Consider the following 23,926-nt stretch of genomic DNA (forward strand, 5'->3'; position numbering starts at 1 on the left):
ACGTTTAGGAGGTATAATAGATAGACGTATCCCTCAACTAAACTCAGCTCTCCTCAACTCAATCTCATTCTCTACTAGTCTCAATATTCGTACTTTTTACATTAACATTAACTAAACTTGGCTCGAAGAAAAACTCTTTTTTCTTCCTCATCTGCCATCAGTTTACCTTGTTCTTACTCATTCGTCAAGGTTAAATCCGGTCTTAGTTTAGTAGCCTCCCGCAAGTAAACATGGGCAATTTGGTCTTGCTCTACATCTGTATTCACAGTCATTAATATACGAATACAAAGTGGCAAACTATTTGGTACTGAGATTTCCCCGGCACAAACAACAGGTACATATGACCATCCAGCAAATTGTCTTAGCACTTTAGCCGGAAATGCTGCTGTTATATCGTCCGTGACAGTAAAAAGCACTTGAGCAACTGTATTTGGATCAATATTATTTTTCACAATTAATTCTCGTACCAATTCCTCTGTTGCAATAGAAATATCAGTCTCTGTATTATTTTCAATGGTTATCGCACCACGTATACCTCTAACCAACATTATCCACCTCCATCTGTTTTGCTATTAACTGTTCAATCATTGTAGGTGGGATCTCCAACATTGTTGCTCGTTCAATTCCTTGCAAAAGCACCATACGAATTGACCCAGCCTCCGCTTTTTTATCTGCTTGCATTTTTTGTATTAATCTACTTATATTTAGCTTTCTAGGAATGCTCGTTTCATAGCCTAGTCGCTTAAACCATTCCTCATGTTGTGTTACTTGCAAATCTACTTGAAACATCGTCTCACTTAGTTTCAAAGCGAAAATCATCCCAATGGCAACTGCCTCTCCATGTGTGATTGCTCCATACCCTAATTCCGATTCAATGGCGTGACCTAGTGTATGACCAAAATTCAAATAGGCTCTGACTCCAGATTCCCTTTCATCTTCAGCAACGATATTTGCTTTTACAGCAAGAGATCGTTCTAATAGCTTATTCACTTGTTCAATCGGTAGTTGATCAAAAGACTTGATCTCCTGTTTGAGCCACTGTAAAAAATCTTGATTGCGAATGAAACCATGCTTTATTACTTCTGCAAAACCTGAACGCCACTCTTTTTCAGGTAAGGAATAGAGCATCTCCGGATCATAAAATACGGCATCTGGCTGATGAAAGCTCCCTACCATATTTTTCCCAAGAGGATGATTGATCGCTACTTTCCCACCGACACTGCTGTCATGCGCAAGAAGGGTTGTTGGCACTTGGACAAAGCGGATTCCTCTCATATAGGTAGCGGCAACAAAACCAGCTAAATCGCCAACTACTCCACCACCTAGTGCAACAATGACTGATTTACGATCAAGTCCACTCTCAAGTGCCTTAGTCATGACTTGTTCATAGGTAGCAAACGATTTTGAAGCTTCTCCACTTGGAATGACTTCTGTATAGACAGGGAGCTTATTTTGAAAGCTCCCTACTACATCGTCTAAGTAAAGCGTGGCAACAGCTGAATCTGTAATAACGAAAATGGACGATATGGCCTCAGTCACTACCGTCGCTAGTAGTTCTCCTACTTTAAAGCGTATACGAGCGTCTATGTAAACTTTATAAGACTTTGACTTCGCTTCAATCGGAACTAGCTTCATTAAAAATTCCTCGCTTCATCCTGATGGCGTTTCACATTTCCTTGAATGATTTCAATTTGGTCATGACCAAATGTTTCAAGTAGGGCATTCGCCACCTCCCATGCTACAACAGCTTCAGCGACGACAGATGCTGCTGGTACAGCACAACTATCAGAACGTTCAATACTTGCTTCAAAGGGCTCTTTTGTCTCAATGTCAACACTTTGCAGTGGTTTGTATAGGGTTGGGATTGGTTTCATCACTCCACGAACGACAATTGGCATACCTGTTGTCATCCCACCTTCAAATCCCCCTAAACGATTTGTTTTTCGACTATAACCTTTTTCTTCATCCCAAATAATTTCATCATGGACTTGGCTTCCTGGAAGGCTAGCTGCTTCAAAACCAATTCCGATTTCGACTCCTTTAAATGCATTGATGCTCATGACTGCTGCAGCTAATTTGGCATCGAGCTTTCGGTCATAATGAACATGGCTACCAAGCCCGATCGGGACATTTTCAATTACTACTTCAACGATCCCACCTATGGAGTCCCCGTCTTTTTTCGCAGCATCAATCGCTTCGATCATCTTTGCACTAGCCTCTTCATCTAAACAACGCACTTGTGATGCCTCTGAGCGTGTTTGCAAATCTTCAACTGAATCATACGAGACATTCTCTGCTTTCACTCCACCAATTTCAAGAACATGTCCTCCAACATTAATTCCAAATGTTGAGAGAATCTTCTTCGCAACAGCACCAGCAGCCACTCGGACCGTTGTTTCTCTTGCTGAAGAACGCTCTAGCACATTCCGCATATCCCGATGTCCATATTTAATGGCTCCATTTAAATCAGCATGTCCTGGACGTGGACGAGTTAATTTACGCTTCACTTCTTTTTCTTCATCTTCACCAATCGGTTCTGCTCCCATAATTTTCGTCCAATGCGTCCAGTCTTTATTCTCAACGACTAGAGCAATAGGAGCTCCTGTCGTACGACCATGACGTACCCCGCTTAGGATTTGAACTTGATCCTTTTCAATTTGCATTCTTCTCCCACGACCATATCCACCTTGGCGACGTGCTAAATCATGATTAATATCATCAGCTAACAACTCTAGTTGAGCTGGCACCCCTTCAATAATCGTCGTTAATTGCGGGCCATGTGACTCACCAGCTGTTAAATATCTCATCTCGACTCCTCCAATTCCAACAACTTTTTCTCTTTAATCTCTTTAACGCTTTTATGCGTTAAATTATAACATATATCTTATTACCTGTCTCAAACAATTTAGACAATTTCGTTATTATGTAGACATTTTACCAGTTTAACCGTTATCCGTCTAAGAAAAAAATTATAGAGTTGGTTAAAAAAAGGGTAGTTTTTCTCTTGTATGAACAAATGGCAATTAATGAACGGATGTATTTTAACACCCTTTAGAACTCGTTCTAATCTATCTATTTGTTCTATATTTTTTATAAGAAAATCTATCTTCTGATTCTAATTGATACATACTAGCAATGAATATTTGTTTCATACTCCCTACAAATAATTCCCCGCCCGAACGAAGTGCTTTACTAAACTTAAGATATAACTTATGCTTGCCTCTTCTGTAAAATATATCATGACATTGCGACAAATAATTAAATCAAAATTTTCACTAAACCGTTCAGCGCGCACATTTTGTTGTTTGAAACGAACGTTTTGTTTGATTTCTTCACATATTTTATATCACATAAGACTTTTATCAAAATATTTTATAAACTGCACAATTGATATTTCTTTTAAAGAACGCTCTGTATATAATCCTAGTTTGGCACGGTCAAGAACCATCCGGTCTAAATCTGTAGCCAAAATAATACGTCCGATAAAATTCAAATACATTTATCGTCATTCGTTCAAGAAATTCACTAAACAACATTGGATTCATTGTTTCGTAAAAATTTCGAAAATCAGAATACCCTTTTTTATTTCTCAAAGACTCTAAACGTCGCATTATTTAGGCTTCTTTTTACAATGATAAATCAATCGCCGATCTCTTTTTAACCTTATCGATACATTGCAAATAATCTTGACTCATTCACATATCCTCTCACTATGTAATGGACTAATCATACGACGAATACCTTAAAAATGCTATTACTAATCCAAAATCATAAGCCTTAGATACTTATTCTCCACTTTGAGTGCGAACTATATTCACCTTATGTTCCCATTATTCCCATTGTCTTCTCAGTTGGGACTTTCACCCTATAGACTGCACCAATGCTGGGCACACCAAAAAAAAAAAAGCTCGTCCTTCACGGACGAGCTTTTAAACGCTTACATTAAATCCACTTGCTAACTGTTTTTTCATATTCATTTAGCTCATTCTCATTAAAGAAAATCGAAATTTCTCTTTCTGCACTTGCAGGAGAATCGGAACCATGAATGACATTCATTGAAACTTGTACACCATAATCTCCACGGATTGTTCCAGGAGCGGCTTCCGCAGGATTGGTTTTCCCCATCATCGTACGAGCAGTTGAGATCACATTTTCACCTTCCCAAACCATTGCAAATACAGGTCCTGACGTAATAAAACTGACTAACTCTCCAAAGAAAGGGCGTTCTTTATGTTCTGCATAGTGAGTTTCTGCTATCTCTTTTGAGAGAGTCATTAATTTTGCACCAACTAATGTAAAACCCTTCTTTTCAAAACGTGATACAACTTCTCCAATCAAATTACGTTGTACGCCATCGGGCTTAATCATTAAATATGTACGTTCCATTTGTTGATCGCTCCTATCAAGTTATGTAGTAGAACCTCCATTAGTATAGCAAATATTCAAAAAAGTAACAATATGAGTTGTGATTTATTTACTAGTACTACCATGACCATTTTTAAAAACGTGACCTCCGCCAGAATCCTTCTAAATAACAAAAAAATAGCTCTCCACCTACTTTTTCTTCGACCGAAGAATGAACACTAGTATCAAGTGGGAGACTCTTGATTTCTTACCTAACCAGCTATCTTTCTCACGCAAAATAGCTGATGTCGAAACGATTTTTCCGTCTCGATATCAGCTACTAAGTGGCCACGACCTTAATTATTAAAATTTACGTTTTCCTATGTAGGTAGCAATCTCACGTAAATAAGTCTTTTCTTTCGTATCCGGTAGTCTTTGAAGCGCTTGATAAGCTTTTTTTAAGTATTGGTCACTTATCGATATCGAGTACTCAATTCCACCAGATTGTTTGATCGCATTTAATAAAGGCGATATATCTATGTTCTCTGGATAGTTAGTTGCTAGCCTATCCTCTATAAGTTGCTTAATTTTCATGTCATGATGCATTGCATAAAGTGCTGGTAATGTAACGTTTCCTTGGCGTAAGTCACCACCAGCAGGCTTTCCTAACTGTTTTTCAGTTCCGACAAAATCGAGCACATCATCTGTAATTTGAAAAGACATTCCTACATTATAGCCAAATTGGTACAGATCTCTTTGAATTTGATTATCACCTTTTGCTGCCAACACACCTAACTGACAACTAACTGCAATTAACAATGCCGTTTTTCGTTTAATTCGTCGCAAGTAAACTCGGAAATTTTGACCCCAGTTGTATTGATCACGGATTTGCTCAATTTCTCCAAGGCACATTTCCAACATTGCATTTGATAAAATTTGATGAATTTTCGGATCAGAGAAAAACGTTGATGTTTCTACCGCTTTACCAAAAATGAAATCGCCTGTATACATTGCGACTCGATTATCCCATTTTGATTTAATTGTTTTCTCTCCACGACGTAAATCAGCATCATCGATTACATCATCATGAACCAATGAAGCCATATGAATCAATTCGAGTGGGACAGCAATATGTTTTAATTCTTCAATATTATACTGTCCAAATTTAGCAGCCAATAGCACAAATACAGGACGAATCCTCTTTCCACCCGCTTTGAGTAATTGGGTTGCTGCTTCCTGAAGAATTTCATTTTTCGCTTGAACAGTTGTTTCAAGCTCTTTTTCAATAATGGTAATATCAGATTGAAATTGCATATAAATTTCTGCTAGTTTCATGTCGTCCACCTTAATTCATTACGACGATTTTACATCGTCAGCCTAGTATCTTGTTCTGTTCTGTTATGTTTATTTATCTATAGAATGTGTTTAAACATTGCTTCGAGATTTTTCAAAAAGGGGAAAATCGTTCCCTTTTTGAAAAACCTCTTCTACTTAATCACGACATCTGCATTCCAAATGTTTAACGTTTTAATCGGTTGAGCTATATAGTTCATTTTATAGAGTATCTCAAAGAAATAGGATAATCCTTGTTGTTCTTGTCGTCCAAAATCATTACAAAGCTTTTGAAAGTAATGATTCCAAAATGATTTATCTCCCCCATGCATTTTTATTATATCTGCAATCATTGGTTGATAATTTTCTGATTCACTTTGTAGCTTACTTTCTAAAAAAGCTCGGTAAATAGATCCGACAAGACTTGGGTGCTCACGTAACGTTTCATTTCGCACAGCAAATACCGCAAACGTCATCGGTAACCCTGTTTGATCATACCACAATTCACCTAAATCATAATGAAAAAGCGAATCCCCATTTTCGTGTTTGGCTATAATTGCGTCATCCCCAATTAAAAGGCAAGCATCATGCTCTTGTAACATGTTCTTCAAATCAGGTTTCATCATTGTATAGAAAGCGGACAATGAATAAAAGTGTTCCAATATAATTTTCAAAAGGTGAACAGAAGATGCTGAGCTGAGTGTTAAGGCAATTTTTTTCCCTCCTAAATCATGAAGAGGAACTTTGGAAAAAAGAAAAATCGAACCAACAGCCCCATAAGAAGTAACCGATAAATTAGGCAATAATGTAAAGGCATTGGCATTTTCAGCATAAGCAAACGAAGAAATGCCACCAACGTCAATCCTTCCTGCTGCCATCTCTTGATTTAATTGAGCTGGTACTTGTGGGACAAATCGACAATTGCGCCTTTTTAGCATATCGCGGTCCAGGTGATAAAAAAAAGGTAATATATTGGTATATGAAATTTCGCCAATTACCACACTCATTGCTCTTTCCCCCACCGTGTAAACAAATCATGTTTAACCCCTAAGCTATCTAATGCCTTTCCAACTAGAAAATGAATTAGTTCATCTATTGACTTAGGGAGATGATAGAAGCCTGGCATCGCCGGAAGAACAGTTGCTCCAACTTTTGATACCTTGAGCATATTTTCTAAATGAAGTTGATTAAGTGGGGTTTCCCTAGGAACTAATATGAGCTTACGTCCTTCTTTCAACATGACATCAGCTGTACGTTCAAGTAGGTTTCCAGAAGCCCCATGTGCAATACCAGAAAGAGTTCCCATTGAACACGGGATAATAATCATTCCGTCATTTTGGTAAGAACCACTTGCAATGGGAGCTCCGTAATCATGAAGATCATGTGTATGGAGTTGCCCGTCGTATCCACCAAATAATTCATCAATAACGGATTCCCGGTTTACTGTGTCGAGTAATAACTCTTCTTTAAACACACGCCAAGCTGCCTCCGTTACTACTAAATGGACTTGATAGGATTGCTTCAAAAGTTCTTGAACAAGACGAACACCGTAAACAGCTCCACTCGCTCCAGTTATTCCAACTGTGTATATTCCTTTTGATCCTACATTCTCATTCATAATAGTATATCTCCAATCGCGAAAATGAACAAAACAAGACTAAGAATGCCGTTCATTGTAAAAAAAGCAACATCCAACTTCGAAAGATCATTCTCTGAAACAAGAGAGTGTTCATAAACCATAATCCCACCGGCTATCAAGACGCCAATGAAATAAATCCATCCCAGTTGCGTAAGTAATAATAAGCCAACAAAAGATGAGAAACTGATTACATGCAGAAAACGAGCAATCTTCAAAGCTCGTCCAATACCAAATCGACTCGGAATTGAGTATAAGCCATTTTCTCTATCATAATCAGCGTCTTGAGTTGCATAGATTACATCAAAACCAGCTGTCCATAAAGCAACAGCTAAAAATAATAGCAACGCTTCCCACGTTAGTGTCCCAGTAGCGCCTACCCAACCACCAAGCGGGGCAATACCAATTGTCACACCTAATATAAGATGACATGCCCATGTAAATCTCTTTGTGTATGAATAGATAACTAAAAAGAAAACCGCGATAGGTAATAGATAGACTGCTAACATGTTTAGTTGAAAGGCTGCATAAAAAAGAAGAGCAAATGAAAAAATGATAAATAAGAGCACTTCTATTTTTGAAACTAATCCAGCCGGAATTGCTCGATTGGACGTTCTTGGATTCTGTTTATCAATTTGTTCATCAATTACTCTATTTAGTGACATCGCTGCACTTCTAGCACCTACCATTGCTACGGTAATCCAAAGCCATTCGGACCAAGTAGGCAAAGAGTTATTCACAATAAAGGCACCAAGCATTGCGCCAAAAAAGGCAAACGGTAGTGCAAAAACCGTATGTTCAAATTTGATCATTTCTAAGATGATTTTTATCTTTCTAATCACATGTATCTGCTCCAATTCTACTTGCTATTTGGTACTTGATTTTTTACCAAGGTGCATAGCTGCGACTCCACCAGAATACGGCTTTACTTCTATATCGACAAATCCAGCTTCACGAAACATGTCAGCTAGTTTTTCACGAGTAGGAAACGACATCGTTGACTCTTGTAACCAAGAATACTCGTCATAGCTTTTTGCAAACAGTTTTCCAAATACCGGCATTACTTGGCGAAAATAAAAAAAGTATAACTGTTTAAAAACTGGAATGGTCGGTTGAGATGTTTCAAGACAAACTGTCATTCCCCCGGGCTTCGTCACACGATGCATTTCTTTTAATACTTGCATATAGTCAGGTACATTTCGCAAGCCAAAACCAATAGTTACAAAATCAAAGTGATTATCTTCATAAGGGAGTTCCATTGCGTTCCCATGTACAAGATTTACTTGCTGAAGGTTTCGTTTCTCCACTTTGTCTTTTCCAATTTTAAGCATATTTTGGCTAAAGTCTAACCCTTCAACATGACCAGTAGACCCCACTTCTTCACCTAAAGCTATCGCCCAATCTGCAGTCCCACAGCAAACATCAAGTGCATGATCTCCTTTTTGAACGTTCATTCTTTTCATTGTATCTTTACGCCATGCTTTATGACGTTGAAAACTAATTACAGAATTCATTACATCATACTTTTTATAAATTGATTCAAATACTTGATGAACGCGCTCTTCTTTTGTATGTGTCATCTAGTTCACCCTTCTTCTAAAACGATCTTCTGAAATTCTGTCTGCCCTAGAAGTTCGTCAATATGCTCGACAATAAAACTCTCAAACGTAGGCAATGACCTGCAACTCATCAAAAGACGGTCTTTTACATCTTCCACTTTTCTTTCTACACGTTGAAGAGTATCTTCTCCACGCTTGGAGTCTCGAAGAATAGAGTCGATAATTGGACTTGCTTCACCTTTTAACCAGCTTGTCTTCTCTGATAGTATTCTCTTGAGATAAAAGAAATCCTTTATTACATCTTTCCAGTTACCTTGTTCAAAGTAATCAGCCATATTTTGCATTAATACAGACTCTATTTGAGAAATATTCAATTGAATTTCTTCATAGGTGAAACCGTCTGAATCATAAAGATTCATTTTAGATTCATTGATCTCTTGTATCGATTTGCTAAATACCCTGATCATAGGTACATGTTTTTTTTCTGCCAGCAAATAGTAGTAAAGACCAACGTAATAATCACCTGCCAGAACGGTCAATTGTCTATTCTTACGTAAACTATCAGAAGTAATTGGTTGAAGGGAGACTTCATCATGAACATCAAGTGCAGCTTGAAGTAATAATGCTGAAATCGTAAACATTTTCGCCTCTGAATTTGATAGCCGTTTATGTAACATCGCATACAAAAAACGAATCTTATCATCATCTATAACTGGTTCTGATATGTATGATTGCAAATATAGATGCTTTGTTAGACTATAAAAATTCATTTTGATTTCTTTTACTTTATCATTAAACTGACTCATACTCACCATAAAAATCCCCCAAATTCCGTCCTTCATTGTTGTCATCTTCTATTTTCATTCATGTACTTTACCCTAGACTACTACTAGCACTAAAACAACAAGTTATCATGTCAAAATGGTTATTCTTCCGTATCCATGATGCCATGACTTGTTTGAATAATTGCTTTTCCCCTAATTTTCACAGCCGAAGTGTGTTCCGTAAATTGAGCAATCATTACCTCACCTTTATCAAGTTTTTCAGAGTGGTGAAAGCGAGTATCCGATCCACGTGTAAGACCAATCACATTCACACCGTTTTCCTTTGCCTTTATAACAAAAAACTCATTTTGATTACTCATCTCATCTCAACTCTCCTGTTCCATAAGTTAAACCTATATGAATTCTACTTTTACTATCTTAACACGAATTGAAAAATTTCGCTTCAGTAGGTTCTTTTAAAAAGTCGATTTCTGACTTACTCATTTCAACTTTCAATCATATATTTCGGCTCTCAATTCTTTTAAGTATCCTTTTTGTTGACCTTTAACTCACTGCCCTTCGTGCTGCGCCTCTGTCACCTTCTATTAGAAAACCCGAAAACAAAAATTCTATACAAATCTTAGCATAAAAAATTAACACAAAGCAAAAAGAACCCCTTTTAGGGCTCTTTCTACATGTAACAGTCATCATTATAGGATAATGGCAATAAGCCCACCAGAACCTTCGTTAATGATTCTCTCTAATGTTTCTTTCAACTTATAACGAGCATTTTCTGGCATAAGCGATAGTTTAGCAGAAATACCTTCTCGTACAATTGAATTAAGCGATCTGCCAAAAATGTCAGAATTCCAAATAGAAAGAGGATTTTCCTCAAAATCTTGCATTAAATAGCGAACAAGTTCTTCACTCTGCTTTTCTGTACCGATAATTGGTGCAAATTCAGATTCTACATCAACTTTGATCATATGAATGGATGGAGCTACAGCTTTCAATCGTACACCAAAGCGAGACCCTTGACGAATAATCTCTGGCTCATCTAGGCTCATATCAGACAGAGCTGGTGCTGCGATACCATAACCTGTTTGTTTGACCATACGAAGAGCATCTGATACTTGGTCATACTCTGCTTTTGCGTGTGCAAAATCTTGCATTAGTTGAAGCAGGTGATCCTTGCCTCGTATTTCTACCCCTACCACTTCTTTTAAGACTTGATCATATAAATTATCTGGAGCATATAAATCAATTTCAGCTATCCCATGCCCCATTTCAATCCCTGCTAGACGAGCATCGTCAATAAATTCATATTCAGTAAATTGCCCAACAACACGATCGACATCACGGAGACGTTTAATATCCTTAACTGTTTCACGGACAGATTCTTCATAACTCTGACGTAACCAATGATCTTCACGCAGTACCATAACCCAACTCGGAAGATTAACATTTACTTCATGAACCGGAAATTCAAATAATACTTCACGAAGAACATTGTTAATATCTTGGTCTGTCATACTTTCAATACTCATTGCTAAAACCGGAATATCATGTTCATCAGCCAATTGTCGGCGTAATTGATCAGTGTCCGGATGATGAGGACGCACACTATTAACAATCATGATAAACGGTTTCCCAACCTCTTTTAATTCCTCAACAACACGCGCTTCTGATTCTATATAATCTTGGCGTGGAATTTCACCGATTGAACCATCAGTTGTCACAACAACACCCAATGTCGAATGTTCTTGAATGACTTTACGCGTTCCGATTTCTGCGGCTTCTTGGAATGGGATTGGCTCTTCATACCAAGGTGTATTAATCATTCGAGGTCCATGCTCATCCTCATAACCTTTCGCTCCAGGAACAGCATACCCCACACAATCGACTAGCCGAATATTCACATCAAGACCATCATCAACGTGAATAGATATGGCTTGGTTTGGAACAAACTTCGGTTCCGTTGTCATAATCGTCTTACCAGCGGCACTTTGAGGCAACTCATCCTGTGCACGTGCTTTTTCTGACTCATTAGTAATATTCGGGAGAACGACTAGTTCCATAAATTTCTTAATGAATGTCGACTTCCCTGTGCGTACTGCACCTACCACTCCGAGATATATATCGCCGCCTGTTCGTTCAGCGATATCTTTGAAAATATCAACCTTTTCCACGTGATCCCCTCCCGATCGAGTAAAAATTTGAGAAACCCTTCTTTCCGTAAACCTTGGACACTATCATATCTATGATGTTGTCCAAAGTTTATGACAACTGTTATAGAAAGTCAGAAGATTCTCGTTTTTGGGCTACCGAGAAGGGGAAAACAAAAATGCCCCTTCCTCTGATATGTATATCAAAAGGTAAGGAGCATTAGACCACTTTTATTCAACTGCTCTATTATTTTTTCTTAGCTCCATAGCATAGATCGGTTCTTCATTTTCATCTAGAACATAAGGTACACTACGCAGCGGCACAAATGGTGAATGTTCATACAAAAGAGAACGGATGTCTTCTCCTACCTCAAATTGATGACCAAATTCATTTAACATTATGTTCAAGTCCATTCGATAGTCAATAATAATTTCTCCATCATTCGTTAATAGTAAAGGTAAAAGCGTATCGTGATATGGACTCCTTACATGGGGAGCTTCCTTATAACTTAAAGCTTCATGATCAAGTAAGAAAAGTCCAACATCAACCATTTCCTTAATCGGAGCATATTGATGTTTTTTCATATACTCATTTAACCGTTGTTGCAATTGACCAATTTCTCGCTGAGAGGTTAGGTCAATCACTTTTACTTCTGGAGCCTCTTCAACATTCACGAGTACATATTGAAACACTCCACCGTTTTCGAAAGCCGTACCCGGTGGTTGTTGTAAATACCTTGGACTCAATTGATTAAAATCAATAACATAACGTTGGTAAAGAGAAGTCGTTTCATCAAAATTTCGAATTGGTAAAACGCCTGTATCGTTTTGGAATTGATCAACAGCAAGTTGAACCGATTGAAGTTGATCTGGATAAGCTATTCGATTTTCAGCCCGTTGATCATCTGGAAACAAACATCCACTTAATAGAAATAGACTCATTGAAAACCCTAGAACTAACACTTGTCTCATTGTCAGCCGACTCCTTTCTTATTACATAGTAGCGGTTGGTCCACCTAGTACGATAAGAAAGACAATACAACCGGATACAATAAGACAAACAAATGAAAAGGCTAAAACCAATTTTTGCACCCAACCCTTTAACTTTTCTCGACTAAAAATGGCTGTTCCTGCAGAAACAAACATTAATGCAAGAGCAAAAAACGAAATCCACATATTCATCATCGCTGGTGACACGATCTATCATCCTCCAAAAATACAATTTCCAAACAATATTATAGCATAGCCTGTCCAAAAAAGTCGGTGCCACAACCAAATCATATATAACAGTGTCATGAACCTTGGACACAGGCTGATTAAACGAGGTTTTTATCTCCAAAAAAAGTTGGAGCAGTGGGGGCACACTACTCCAACTTGACGAAACCCTTCGTCTTATACACAGCCCTATAGTAATGTTCGTTCTTTACAAGTATATGCACAAACCATATATTTGCTTGTGGCTTTTGCCTACCACACACGTTTATTTTTTATTGAACATTTTTGCAAGCGAAGCAAAATCAGATGGCATTTTATTATTTGTAATCGCTTCGACAATTTGGTCTTCTTTTTCTTTCGATACTGGTTTATTAGCAAGCTTTGCTACTTGTGAAATAAGCTGTCTAACTGCTGCTTCATCTTTAAGATTTGTATTGCTAACTGAGTTTGCTAATTTAAACAATTCATCAGGTTTCACATTTGCCTTTTTTTGAATTTGATCCATGAAAGATGAGTCATTTTTTTGAGACATGATGCGCCCTCCCCATTCGTAATATCACGATATCATATGCGTGAAGGCGAAGAAGGTGCAAATTTCTAGAAAAACTTCGTTCCCACCAGAGCTCTTTCAAAAAGAAACTCAACTTCTTGCTAACTCATTCCCTAATCGGAGCACTCAGGTGGGATCCTTAGTTTTTCTTGCCATTCAAGGTTCCCATGCTCTTTATCAATTATGTATGTAGGAAAATTCTAACACTTACTTACCTTCTAAAAAACTGATATCCAATTGTTCAACTTCATGTTTTTTCACACGCCCCATTAAGCGTTCTGTAGCTTCCTTTGGATGAAGACCTTCAAACAAAACTGCGTGCAAAGCTGACGTAATTGGCATATCCACGTCTACCTTAGTTGCTAATTCATGAGCTGCCTTCGTTGTGCGTATTCCTTCCACTACCATTCCCATCGATTGTAACACTTCATCTAGTGACTTCCCTTTGCCAATCATATATCCAGCACGAAAGTTTCTAGAATGCACACTTGTACATGTTACAATTAAATCTCCTAATCCTGAAAGCCCAGCAAACGTAAGTGGATTGGCCCCTAATTTCACACCAATGCGAGCAATCTCTGCAAGCCCACGAGTCATAATAGCTGCTTTCGTATTATCGCCCATGCCAAGTCCATTTGTTAAACCACAAACAAGAGCAATACTATTTTTTAAAGCACCACCAATTTCAACCCCAACTAAGTCTGGATTCGTATAAACCCGAAAATGTTGGTTGATGAATAAGTCCTGTGCTAATTCAGAAGCATCATGACTATTAGAGGAAACAGTCACAGTTGTAGGTTGTCTTAGGCTGACTTCTTCAGCATGGCTCGGTCCTGATAATGCAACAACATTTCGTAGTATTTCTGAGCCACAGAACTCTTCCTCGATCATTTCAGAAATACGGTTATGAGTACCCGGCTCAATCCCTTTACTCGCATGTATAATCGTTACTGGAACTTTCAATTCTTTTTTCATTTCTTTCACAGTTTCACGAATTGCCTTTGTTGGAACGACAAGAAGAACAATCTCAACGTCAGCAAGCGCAGTCGCTAATTGATTATGTCCGATTATTCGTTCAGATAAATTAATATTCGGTAAATATTTTGAATTTGTATGGTGCTTGTTTATTTCTTCAATTTGTTCGGATCTTCTAGCCCAAAGTCTAACCTCATGTTCATTATCAGCTAAAACCATAGCTAAAGCGGTTCCCCAACTTCCTGCACCAATAACAGCAACCTTTGTCAAACCACTCACTCCTTTGTTCATTTATGATTTCTGTCCTATTTTACTCTCGCTTCCAGATAGCAAGCGTTGAATATTAGTTCGATGTCTCCAAATCGAAAGAAGTGCAACCACAAACGCTAAATAAGCATAAATCACTGGATAACCATAATAATTCAAGAGAATAAGAGCAATAATCGGTGTTAAAATAGCAAATAAAATTGACCCTAGAGAAACATACCTTGTGAGAACAATACTGATAATAGCGATAATTCCGGCATATAACGCAGGAAAAAAGACTAGTGTAGCTAATACACCAATTGTAGTCGCAACCCCTTTTCCTCCACGAAATCCATAATAAACTGGCCAATTATGACCAATAATTGCCGCAAATCCAGCTAAAGCAGGAAAAATCCCCGTCTCATCAGGTGCCAACATATCCCCAAGCCATACAGCAACGATCCCTTTTATAACATCAAGTGCTAAAACAGATAAAGCAGGGCCAAGCCCCAACACTCGTAAAGTGTTGGTTGCCCCTGCATTCCCACTTCCATGTTGACGTATATCAACTTTCTTTATTTTTTTAGCTATAATATAACTAAAACTTATTGATCCTAAAAGGTACCCAATTAATACAGTAAAAATGAGTGCAATGATCATCATACTTCCCCCACCTCGTACTCTCTCCTTCTATACATGAGATCGATCAAAAACAAACAAACGTACGATATGAAAATCAAGCTTTTCATATCGCAACTAGTATGCCTATGACTTTAATCAACGTTAAACATTTTTCTTTCTAGCAAAAATTTTAATCGGCGTCCCCTCAAAATCAAATGTTGCACGAAGACGATTTTCTAAAAATCTTTCATAAGAGAAATGCATCAATTCTGGTTCATTTACGAAAAAGACGAATGTCGGAGGTTCTACGGCAACTTGTGTCACGTAGTTGATCTTTAATCTCTTGCCTTTATCTGTAGGTGTCGGGTTCATCGCAACCGCATCCATAATCATATCATTAAGAACATTCGTTGCAACGCGCAAATGATGATTTTCAGATACTTTCTTAACCATTGGAAGAACTTGTTGTAAACGTTGCTTTGTTTTTGCTGAAACAAATAAGATAGGTGCATATGTTAAAAATAAAAGTTCTTCACGTAACTTTCGTTCAAAGTTCTTCATTGTCTTATCATCTTTCTCGACAGCATCCCACTTATTCACAACAAGAATAACTGCACGCCCAGCTTCATGCGCATACCCAGCAATTTTCTTATCTTGCTCAATAAGACCTTCTTCTGCATCGATGACAACAAGAACAACATTTGATCGTTCTATTGCTTTAAGGGAACGTAACACACTGTATTTCTCCGTTGCCTCATAAACCTTTCCACGTTTCCGCATACCAGCTGTATCAATGAGGACATAGTCTTGTTCATCACGAGTAAACGGCGTATCAATTGCATCACGTGTCGTTCCAGCAATATTGCTCACAATCACACGTTCTTCTCCGAGCATCGCGTTAACGATAGAGGATTTCCCAACATTAGGTCGTCCAATTAACGATATACGAATCGTATCCTCATCATACGGGTCTTCTACTTCATCAGGGAAATATTTAATCACTTCATCAAGTAAATCCCCAAGCCCTAACCCATGTGATCCAGAAATTGGATAAGGCGTATCCATTCCTAATGAGTAGAATTCATAAAGCTCTTCTTGCATGTCAGGATTGTCAATTTTGTTGACACCAAGAACAATAGGCTTGTCTGATTTAAATAAGATTTTAGAAACTTCTTGATCAGCGCTTGTAATTCCTTCACGGCCGTTGACGATAAATATAATAACGTCTGCTTCCTTAATAGCAAGTTCAGCTTGAGCACGCATTTGGATCAGTAATGGTTCATCACCTAATTGAATTCCACCTGTATCAATTAAATTAAATTCGCGGTTTAACCATTCACCTTTACTATAAATACGATCACGAGTTACTCCAGGCTTATCTTCGACAATCGCAACCCGCTCTCCTACTATTCGATTAAAAATTGTAGACTTCCCAACATTAGGACGTCCGACTATCGCTACAACAGGCTTTGTCATAACGTCACAACCTTTCTGTTTACTTTTATATATTCAAAAAGGATGATGCAATGACTACACTCATTGCTTAGAGGTTGTTAAAAAAGGAAAAAACAACGACCTTTTTTAACAACCCCTACTATGTAAAATCATCCATTTTTATTGCAACTTGTTTATTCTACTTGATTTCACCTTACTTGTCGACTTCTACTTTCACGAACTTTGTTTTAATAAGTCAGATTTCTGTTCTTTGACTACCAGATTTCCTAGTAATGTTGATAGTTGTTGAAACGACCAAACAACACTAAATAACATCCCTACTATTGCGATAATATCAAAGAAATACAAGTTCCCAATTGTTCGGCCTAAATGAAGGTGATGTTGACTAACAAGTCCTGCTAACAATTCACCTTGAATAAGACCTAGAAAAGCAAGTAATAACCGGTGATTAAACGTTGTTGAAAGTAAAAATGCAATAATGGCTGTCATACATCCAATCATCCATCGACTATCAATAAATTCAACAACAGGGTCGAAAATTAGCATCATCTGAAATCCAGCATAGGCAGCGCCTATCGTTATGGATGCGATAAATGAATGAAAGAGATTTACGTTGTTCCCCTTACTCATCTGCCAAAATAAATAGATTGAAAACAGAAGATACCCAATATGGAATAACGTATTTGCAATAACAAGTGTAGTTGGCAACAAAATTAATAATGTTAAAATGGCGAAAGCACTCCAAAATCTCTTCCTACTTCTAGGCCAAAAAAAACTGATTACGACCCAAAATCCCCAACCAAACCAATAAATAAAAACACCTTCCATTCTCCCACCTCCTTCTTCTTAAGTATCGACGAAGTAAGAGCGTTCTAACCATACAAATACATAGAAATACGACTAAGTGGAACAATAAAAAAGTTGATAATGATCTTCTATGAGGGGGGGGGAGAAAGATGGGGAAAGATCGTCAAGAACAAAAGTTAAAAAAATCAGGCCGAGTTGAATCTGATCGTGATCAAAGTTTACATTATCCAGGGGCAGCAAAAATGCAGAGCTCTGAAAAAGCAAGAAAACAACAGCGTCCATAAACCCGACGACAAAGTGCTTTATTAAATTGGATCACTCACCTCAGAGTATGGCGTCCTACCATAAACATATGAACGAGTATCGATTACTGTAATGTTTAAAGCGAAAGAGGTAGACTCTCGAATCTGCCTCTTTTATGATCTTCTACTTAATGTTGAAACCCGAAACCCACGTTGAGTCGCCCAATGGTATGTATCACCTGATATAATTATTGATTTTTTTCGTAACTCTAGAGGATTTATTGCCTGTAAAGCTGTTAGTATGTACCGGAGATCTTCTTCTAACTGCTTCACCTCATTTAAAAGCGCTTCCTGACCTTTCTCAAGTAAAATTCGTAAAAAATATCCAGCAAACCCTCCTGCTGATGCCCCTAAAGCGATTGCTTTCGCTAAATCTAACGCGCTTTGTAACCCACCTGAAGCAAATACATGAATATTTGTATTAGCATGATAAGCTTCTAAAAGCGAAGACGTAGTCGTTATTCCCCATTCATTAAAAAAGTCAAGACGACGTTGCCTACGTTTGTTTTCTACTTTAGAAAAATTGGTTCCACCAAAGCCACCAACATCAACCGCAAAAACACCAACAGAGGCCAACGTTTCTACAGTTTCTTTGCTCATTCCAAACCCTACTTCTTTTACAATGACAGGTACTTCAATTCCATGTACAATGTTCTCAATTCGACTCATCGTATTCGTAAAGTCACGATCTCCTTCTGACATTACTAGTTCTTGAATCACATTCACATGTATTTGTAGGGCATTGGCTTCAATCATATCGACTGCTCGCTTCGCTTGTTCCACCGTTGCCTCACTTCCGAGATTGGCAAAAATAATTCCCTTTGAGTGAATCTTTCTAACGACTTGGAAGCTCTGACGATGCTTCTCTTCTCTTAATGCAGCCATTTGTGAACCAACAGCAATACCAACCCCTGTTTGGGCAGCAACTTCAGCAAGCTGTTCATTAATTTTCTTTGTTTTCTCTCCACCACCACCTGTCATCGCATTGATAAAAATCGGCGAACTTAAAGTAAGTTCGCCGATTTGCGATGAGAGATTAATGTGTTCTAGATTCATTTCTGGAAGGCTGTTGTGCACGAATGCAATATCTTCAAACCCATGCGTTAAATCTTGTCCCGTGGATAACGCATGGTGAATATGATCTAGCTTCCTAGTAGCTCTACTCACCATAATCACCCTAAATTTTTAGTTTTTATATTTATTTAATTGGTCACCAATCATATCTCCAAGAGAGAAGCCACCAGATTCTGCTTCTTTTGATGCTTCATAAGCTTGATAATCTGCATTACTCGATTCCTCATCTTCTAGCAAGTCACGGATGCTTAAGGAAATACGCTTCTCTTCAATATTCACATCAAGTACTTTAACCTCAACCTTTTCCCTTTCTGATAACACTTCAGACGGAGTCCCAATATGACGGTTTGCAATTTGAGAAATATGAACTAAACCTTCAACACCAGGTGCAAGCTCAATAAAAGCACCAAATGTCACAAGGCGTCTTACTGTACCTTCTAATACATCCCCAGGCTTAACTTTCCCAGAAAAATTCTCCCAAGGTCCTGGTAATGTTTCTTTAATGGACAAGGATACTCGCTCACTATCTTGATCTACTGATAAAATCTTCACCTGAACAGAATCGCCTTCATTTACAACGTCTGATGGTTTTTCTACGCGATGATGAGCCAGCTGTGAAATATGTACTAAACCATCTACTCCACCAACATCAACAAATGCACCAAAGTCTGTTAATCGTTGAACTCTCCCTTCGACAACATCCCCAGCTTTTAATGTTTGTAACACATTCCGCTTCTTCTCTTCTAATTCTTCATCTAACACTGCTCTTTGCGATAAAATAAGTTTATTGTTTTCTTTGTCAATTTCAGCTACCTTTAATCGTAACGTACGACCTTTGTAATCTGAAAAGTCCTCGACAAAATGACGTTCAACTAAAGAAGCCGGGATAAACCCTCGTACTCCTAAATCAACAACGAGTCCACCCTTTACAACATCAGCAACTTCCACTTCAAGAACTCGACTAGACTCAAAAGCTTGCTGAAGCTCGCCCCATGCTTTCTCCGCTTGCACCGCACGCTTTGAAAGGATGAGCTCATCGTCCTCTAACTTAAGAACCTTTAATTCAAGCTCATCGTCAACTGAAAGAACATCGCTTACTTTTTCCACATGCAAACTTGACAATTCACTTATTGGAACGATGCCATCAACCTTAAAGCCCACATCGACAAACGCTTGTTTATCTTCGACTTTCGTCACTTTACCCGATACAACATCTCCTACAGTAAAGGACTTCATTTCTGTCACTTCGTTGTTCATTTCTTCGACCATTGACTTTTGCCTCCTTCAATCCCCGCAGTCTAGTAGCGGTACCTCACTATTATTTTAACTATCTTTCACGACTAGCGAAAGAAAATTTATTCCTGGTATTATGATGTGTGTGTTTCAACCAATTGCTTGATTTCACTCATAATTAATTCTGTTGCTTCTTCTGCAGAAGCTTTTCGCTCTTTTAGTTCACTGAAATCTATAGCCTCACCGTAAACTAATCTTAATCGTTTGAAACTCTTATAAGGGCCAATAATAGCACAAGGAACTACTATAGCATTTGTTCGAAGGGCAAAAAAACCTGCTCCTGATAAGCCTTTTCCTACTTTCCCATCTTTGCTTCTTGTTCCTTCTGGAAACAAACCTATCATATGTCCTTCTTTTAATAATTTCATAGCCGTACGGATAGCTTGTTTATCACTCATCCCTCTACGCACAGGAAAAGCACCTAATTTCGGTAACAACCCTTTTAGAATAGGTTTTTCAAATAATTCTTTTTTTGCCATATAATGTAATTGACGTTTGATGTAAGCACCTAATAATGGAGGGTCAAAATAGTGAATATGATTGCAACAAAGAATTGTCGCTCCCTCATTCGGAATATTCTCTTTCCCTATTATTTCAACTTTATAAGAAGTTGATAGAACCATTCTGCTTACACTTTGTCCAAATTGATAAATCCCCATGCTACCTTTCCCTCTCTTTTGCTAGCTCGATGATTAATTCTGCTACTTCTGGAATAGTTAGAGTAGTTGAGTCTATTTCTGCCGCATCGTCAGCTTTTTTCAACGGGGCAAATGCTCGTGTTGAATCTAACTTGTCTCTATGAGCGATTTCTTTTTTTATTTGGTCAAAGTCTGATGAAATTCCCTTTTTTTGATGCTCTTCATACCGACGTCTAGCTCTTTCCTCAACAGATGCCGTTAAGAAAATTTTTACCTTTGCGTCTGGTAATACATAGGTTCCAATATCTCTTCCATCAAGCACTGCATGACCAGTCTCCGCTAATTTACGTTGGCGATCAACCATTTCGATTCGAACTCCTTCATGGCTTGAAACCAACGATACGTTAGATGTAACGTCTTTTGTACGAATTTCATCCGTAACATCTTCATTATTAAGTAGAACTCGTACACCGCTTTCTTCATGCTGCAATTGAATCGTCAAACCATCCAATAATTCCTTAAGTTGTGAGCCCTCTTCAAGATCTAAATTGGCTCGCAATGCTGCAAAAGTAAGAGCACGATACATAGCTCCAGTATCAATATAAAGATAGGACAGTTTTTCTGCCACTAATTTTGCAACTGTACTTTTCCCTGCACCAGCAGGACCATCAATAGCAATATTCATCTTTTTATTCATCTGCTAATACACCTCATATACAATCCAAACAATTGAAAGTGTTTTCACTACCAATTACCCCAATTGTTCTCTTAATCATCTTATCATACTCTTACATTTTTAGTCTAACGAAAGGTTGCGAATTATCTGTTTTAATTAATCATAGAAAAAATTCTCTTTACAGTCAGATCGATTCTTACTGTAAATGTTTATGCAAAAAAGGGAAAAAACTTTATAACCAATGCCTATAGTATGATTAATTTTCCTTACTTACAATCTTATCACACTTAAAATTCGTACCCTCATGAACGAAGATGGCGCAACCCCCTCCACTTACATCTGAAGTGATTGTTGAAAAAGGAGAAAATTCGTTATTCAATTGGATGTATAGCTGCATCGACTGATGTGTCTATACGGACGACGTTGTATCCGCACGTACTTTTCTTTTCCTGGATCTTATAAAAACAAGACAGGTATATGTCCTTTTTTTCTCCCAATGATTTCAGTATCGAATGCGTAAACTGCTTTATCCTCAGCTATGAACCAAGCTCAAAATTCAGTACCATCAAAGAAAAAACTAGGTTTTCCCATTTCCTCATTAATCGGGTAATCAATTACATACATCGTTTGGGCTTAATCGACTAATCGACACTTAAAGTGCAGCATTTTCTTCTCAAGATCGTTTCTTTCTTGTAGTTCTAAAAAAATAGTAGAACCTACTTTAATCAATCTCTTTGCTCCTTCTCAAATTTTCAGGTGCTATATGTATGCTATTTCCTTATTATTACATGAAAAATCAAAAAGAAAAAGCATCTGTTTAACGGGTTCCGTTCCCTATCGCAAACATTAGAAATGCAAGTTAAAATGACCATCAAATTGTATGTTAAATTGATGGTCGTTTTTTATTGGTGAAAGGATTTATTGCTAAATATGCTTTGGATATGTATAGCAATTTGTAGCATAATTTGTTAGGTTACAATAACTGGTGTAAGCTTACATTTTACCTGCAAGAACGAAGCAGCTTAGCTGAAGAAGAGTAGATGGAATATTACACCTTAAAAATACTGAATTACTATGCCCTTTTATGTTCAACCTAAAATAAGAAAGTTTCAGGGAGGAATGCTATATGCCAGAGAAACCTGCAATTACGTCATCCGAACTGGGTACGTTATGGCTTACATATCAACAGAAAACAATGATTTTGCGAATGTTAGAATATTTTATTGAGCAAGCCGATGACGAAAAAGCCAAGGGAATTATGACTAATTTACATGGAGAAATTGACCTTTATGTTAGTAAAATAACAGAAACCTTACAAAATGAAGGTGTTGTAATACCAATCGGGTATACTGCACAAGATGTCAACATTGGGGTGCCGAAGTTATATGATAACGGTTTCGACATAATGTTTGTTCGTCTACTAAAAGAACTTAGTATGGCCTTGCATTCACTAAATATAACGATGGCATATCGAGAAGATATTGTAATAATTTTTAATGAACTTACTGCCATTACTCAAAAGTATTACAATCTTTGCACACAATATTTGCTTGAAAAAGGGATGCTTGCTCGACCACCTTATGTTTCAATGCCAAAATCGGTTGAGTTTGTTAAAGATACAACCTATTTAGGCGGACTCGCCATTAATCCATTTAGTGAAAAACGGACATTAAATACGGTAGAAGTTGCTCATCTTCATCATACAATTGAAACAAATATCACTGGGGTGCAGATGATTACAGGATTTGCTCAATGTGCAAATGAAAGAGAAGTAAAAAACTTCTTTAATGAAGGCACAGAACTTGCTAAAAGTATTATAAAAGAATTAAACGAAACCTTACTACAAAGTGGTGTACAAACCCCAGAATCATCGGGTGGTAATCCAACTCGTTCAACGGTGGCTCCATTTTCTGATAAATTGATGATGTATTGCACAAGTCTTTTTTGTAGTTTCGCTATGGGTGGTAGCTCATTAGGAACCGCTTTTAGTTTACGAAATGATTTACCAGCAAAAATGACTATTTTTATGAAAGATACTTTTGAATATGCCCATAAAGGTGCAAAAATAATGATTAACAATGGTTGGATGGAAGAGCCACCTCAGATGGAAGAACGAAAGCAACTAATTAATAAATAAAAGTCCTAACACTCACAAGTGTGTTTTTAAAATTATTGTTAAAGAAGCGATTGAAAATAAACACAGGAAATAGCTCAGTTTAATGATTGGGCTATTTCATATGCAACAAGCACCGCATTTTGCGGTGCTTGTTGAGA

The 23,926-nt window shown here is 37.7% G+C and carries 26 protein-coding genes and 1 pseudogene; 2 read left to right on the plus strand and 25 right to left on the minus strand.

All coding sequences use genetic code 11. From position 1 onward, the window contains the following. Positions 1–173: 173 nt before the first annotated feature. From aroH to SAZ04_RS07430, 20 genes and pseudogenes are all read right to left on the minus strand, one after another. Entirely contained in the window at positions 174–545 is a 372-nt protein-coding gene (gene aroH / locus SAZ04_RS07335) for a chorismate mutase (protein WP_332693483.1), read from the minus strand. Beyond that, the gene (gene aroB, locus SAZ04_RS07340; RefSeq protein WP_332693336.1) at positions 538–1,635 is read right to left on the minus strand and encodes a 3-dehydroquinate synthase; all 1,098 of its coding nucleotides are present in this window, start codon (positions 1,633–1,635) and stop codon (positions 538–540) included. The genes aroH and aroB overlap by 8 nt, the downstream gene beginning before the upstream one ends. Next, the gene (gene aroC, locus SAZ04_RS07345; protein ID WP_332693339.1) at positions 1,635–2,807 is read right to left on the minus strand and encodes a chorismate synthase; all 1,173 of its coding nucleotides are present in this window, start codon (positions 2,805–2,807) and stop codon (positions 1,635–1,637) included. The genes aroB and aroC overlap by 1 nt, the downstream gene beginning before the upstream one ends. A 261-nt stretch (positions 2,808–3,068) precedes the next feature. After that, a pseudogene (locus SAZ04_RS07350) lies at positions 3,069–3,695 on the minus strand (CheR family methyltransferase). 247 nt (positions 3,696–3,942) lie between these two features. After that, a complete protein-coding gene (gene ndk, locus SAZ04_RS07355) occupies positions 3,943–4,386 on the minus strand; it encodes a nucleoside-diphosphate kinase (RefSeq protein ID WP_332693342.1) in 444 nt (147 codons plus the stop codon). Between the two features lie 321 nt (positions 4,387–4,707). Further along, positions 4,708–5,679 (minus strand): heptaprenyl diphosphate synthase component II, encoded by a 972-nt coding sequence (gene hepT, locus SAZ04_RS07360; protein WP_332693345.1) that lies wholly within the window; start codon positions 5,677–5,679, stop codon positions 4,708–4,710. A 152-nt stretch (positions 5,680–5,831) separates the two neighbouring features. Next, a complete protein-coding gene (locus SAZ04_RS07365) occupies positions 5,832–6,683 on the minus strand; it encodes a menaquinone biosynthesis protein (protein ID WP_332693348.1) in 852 nt (283 codons plus the stop codon). After that, the gene (locus SAZ04_RS07370) at positions 6,680–7,294 is read right to left on the minus strand and encodes a UbiX family flavin prenyltransferase (RefSeq protein WP_332693351.1); all 615 of its coding nucleotides are present in this window, start codon (positions 7,292–7,294) and stop codon (positions 6,680–6,682) included. Before SAZ04_RS07370 ends, SAZ04_RS07365 begins: the two co-directional genes overlap by 4 nt. Beyond that, positions 7,291–8,124, minus strand: coding sequence for a UbiA-like polyprenyltransferase (locus tag SAZ04_RS07375; RefSeq protein WP_431308973.1), 834 nt, complete (start codon positions 8,122–8,124; stop codon positions 7,291–7,293). Before SAZ04_RS07375 ends, SAZ04_RS07370 begins: the two co-directional genes overlap by 4 nt. A gap of 54 nt (positions 8,125–8,178) precedes the next feature. Beyond that, positions 8,179–8,892, minus strand: coding sequence for a demethylmenaquinone methyltransferase (menG, locus tag SAZ04_RS07380; protein ID WP_332693357.1), 714 nt, complete (start codon positions 8,890–8,892; stop codon positions 8,179–8,181). Positions 8,893–8,897: 5 nt separating this feature from the next. Beyond that, positions 8,898–9,713, minus strand: coding sequence for a heptaprenyl diphosphate synthase component 1 (locus SAZ04_RS07385; RefSeq protein ID WP_332693360.1), 816 nt, complete (start codon positions 9,711–9,713; stop codon positions 8,898–8,900). An 83-nt stretch (positions 9,714–9,796) separates the two neighbouring features. After that, on the minus strand, positions 9,797–10,015 hold the full coding sequence (gene mtrB, locus SAZ04_RS07390; RefSeq protein WP_332693363.1) for a trp RNA-binding attenuation protein MtrB: 219 nt from the start codon (positions 10,013–10,015) through the stop codon (positions 9,797–9,799). 330 nt (positions 10,016–10,345) lie between these two features. Continuing rightward, on the minus strand, positions 10,346–11,824 hold the full coding sequence (gene spoIVA, locus SAZ04_RS07395; protein WP_332693366.1) for a stage IV sporulation protein A: 1,479 nt from the start codon (positions 11,822–11,824) through the stop codon (positions 10,346–10,348). A gap of 207 nt (positions 11,825–12,031) precedes the next feature. Further along, positions 12,032–12,772, minus strand: coding sequence for a hypothetical protein (locus tag SAZ04_RS07400; protein ID WP_332693371.1), 741 nt, complete (start codon positions 12,770–12,772; stop codon positions 12,032–12,034). A gap of 21 nt (positions 12,773–12,793) precedes the next feature. Further along, entirely contained in the window at positions 12,794–12,997 is a 204-nt protein-coding gene (locus tag SAZ04_RS07405) for a DUF2768 domain-containing protein (protein ID WP_332693374.1), read from the minus strand. 283 nt (positions 12,998–13,280) lie between these two features. Continuing rightward, positions 13,281–13,547 carry a stage VI sporulation protein F gene (locus SAZ04_RS07410; RefSeq protein ID WP_332693377.1) on the minus strand — a complete coding sequence of 89 codons (267 nt, stop codon included), beginning with the start codon at positions 13,545–13,547 and terminating at the stop codon, positions 13,281–13,283. A gap of 225 nt (positions 13,548–13,772) precedes the next feature. After that, a complete protein-coding gene (locus SAZ04_RS07415; RefSeq protein WP_332693380.1) occupies positions 13,773–14,810 on the minus strand; it encodes an NAD(P)H-dependent glycerol-3-phosphate dehydrogenase in 1,038 nt (345 codons plus the stop codon). Positions 14,811–14,831: 21 nt separating this feature from the next. After that, on the minus strand, positions 14,832–15,446 hold the full coding sequence (plsY, locus tag SAZ04_RS07420) for a glycerol-3-phosphate 1-O-acyltransferase PlsY (protein ID WP_332693486.1): 615 nt from the start codon (positions 15,444–15,446) through the stop codon (positions 14,832–14,834). Positions 15,447–15,569: 123 nt separating this feature from the next. Next, complete coding sequence (gene der / locus SAZ04_RS07425) at positions 15,570–16,883, minus strand: ribosome biogenesis GTPase Der (RefSeq protein WP_332693383.1); 1,314 nt, start codon at positions 16,881–16,883, stop codon at positions 15,570–15,572. A gap of 192 nt (positions 16,884–17,075) precedes the next feature. Continuing rightward, entirely contained in the window at positions 17,076–17,690 is a 615-nt protein-coding gene (locus tag SAZ04_RS07430; protein ID WP_332693386.1) for a YphA family membrane protein, read from the minus strand. Between the two features lie 128 nt (positions 17,691–17,818). On the opposite strand from SAZ04_RS07430, the gene SAZ04_RS07435 reads away from it, so the two are divergent. Continuing rightward, entirely contained in the window at positions 17,819–17,953 is a 135-nt protein-coding gene (locus SAZ04_RS07435; protein WP_332693389.1) for a YpzI family protein, read from the plus strand. Between the two features lie 132 nt (positions 17,954–18,085). Here the strand turns inward: SAZ04_RS07435 and fni are convergent, their stop codons facing one another. The 5 genes from fni to SAZ04_RS23385 all read right to left on the minus strand — a co-directional run bounded on the left by fni (position 18,086) and on the right by SAZ04_RS23385 (position 22,192). Further along, on the minus strand, positions 18,086–19,138 hold the full coding sequence (gene fni / locus SAZ04_RS07440) for a type 2 isopentenyl-diphosphate Delta-isomerase (RefSeq protein WP_332693489.1): 1,053 nt from the start codon (positions 19,136–19,138) through the stop codon (positions 18,086–18,088). 18 nt (positions 19,139–19,156) lie between these two features. Next, complete coding sequence (gene rpsA / locus SAZ04_RS07445; protein ID WP_332693392.1) at positions 19,157–20,314, minus strand: 30S ribosomal protein S1; 1,158 nt, start codon at positions 20,312–20,314, stop codon at positions 19,157–19,159. 98 nt (positions 20,315–20,412) lie between these two features. Further along, positions 20,413–20,997 carry a lysophospholipid acyltransferase family protein gene (locus tag SAZ04_RS07450; protein ID WP_332693395.1) on the minus strand — a complete coding sequence of 195 codons (585 nt, stop codon included), beginning with the start codon at positions 20,995–20,997 and terminating at the stop codon, positions 20,413–20,415. Position 20,998: 1 nt separating this feature from the next. Next, a complete protein-coding gene (gene cmk / locus SAZ04_RS07455) occupies positions 20,999–21,673 on the minus strand; it encodes a (d)CMP kinase (RefSeq protein WP_332693397.1) in 675 nt (224 codons plus the stop codon). Positions 21,674–22,108: 435 nt separating this feature from the next. Continuing rightward, positions 22,109–22,192: a flagellar brake domain-containing protein gene (locus tag SAZ04_RS23385; RefSeq protein ID WP_431308974.1), complete on the minus strand. Its 84-nt coding sequence runs from the start codon at positions 22,190–22,192 to the stop codon at positions 22,109–22,111. 586 nt (positions 22,193–22,778) lie between these two features. On the opposite strand from SAZ04_RS23385, the gene SAZ04_RS07460 reads away from it, so the two are divergent. Further along, positions 22,779–23,789, plus strand: a complete 1,011-nt coding sequence (locus SAZ04_RS07460; RefSeq protein ID WP_332693400.1) for a DUF3231 family protein — start codon at positions 22,779–22,781, stop codon at positions 23,787–23,789. Positions 23,790–23,926: the final 137 nt, after the last annotated feature.

The sequence above is a fragment of the Halalkalibacter lacteus genome (genome assembly GCF_036663595.1).
Lineage (GTDB): Bacteria > Bacillota > Bacilli > Bacillales > Bacillaceae_D > Halalkalibacter > Halalkalibacter lacteus.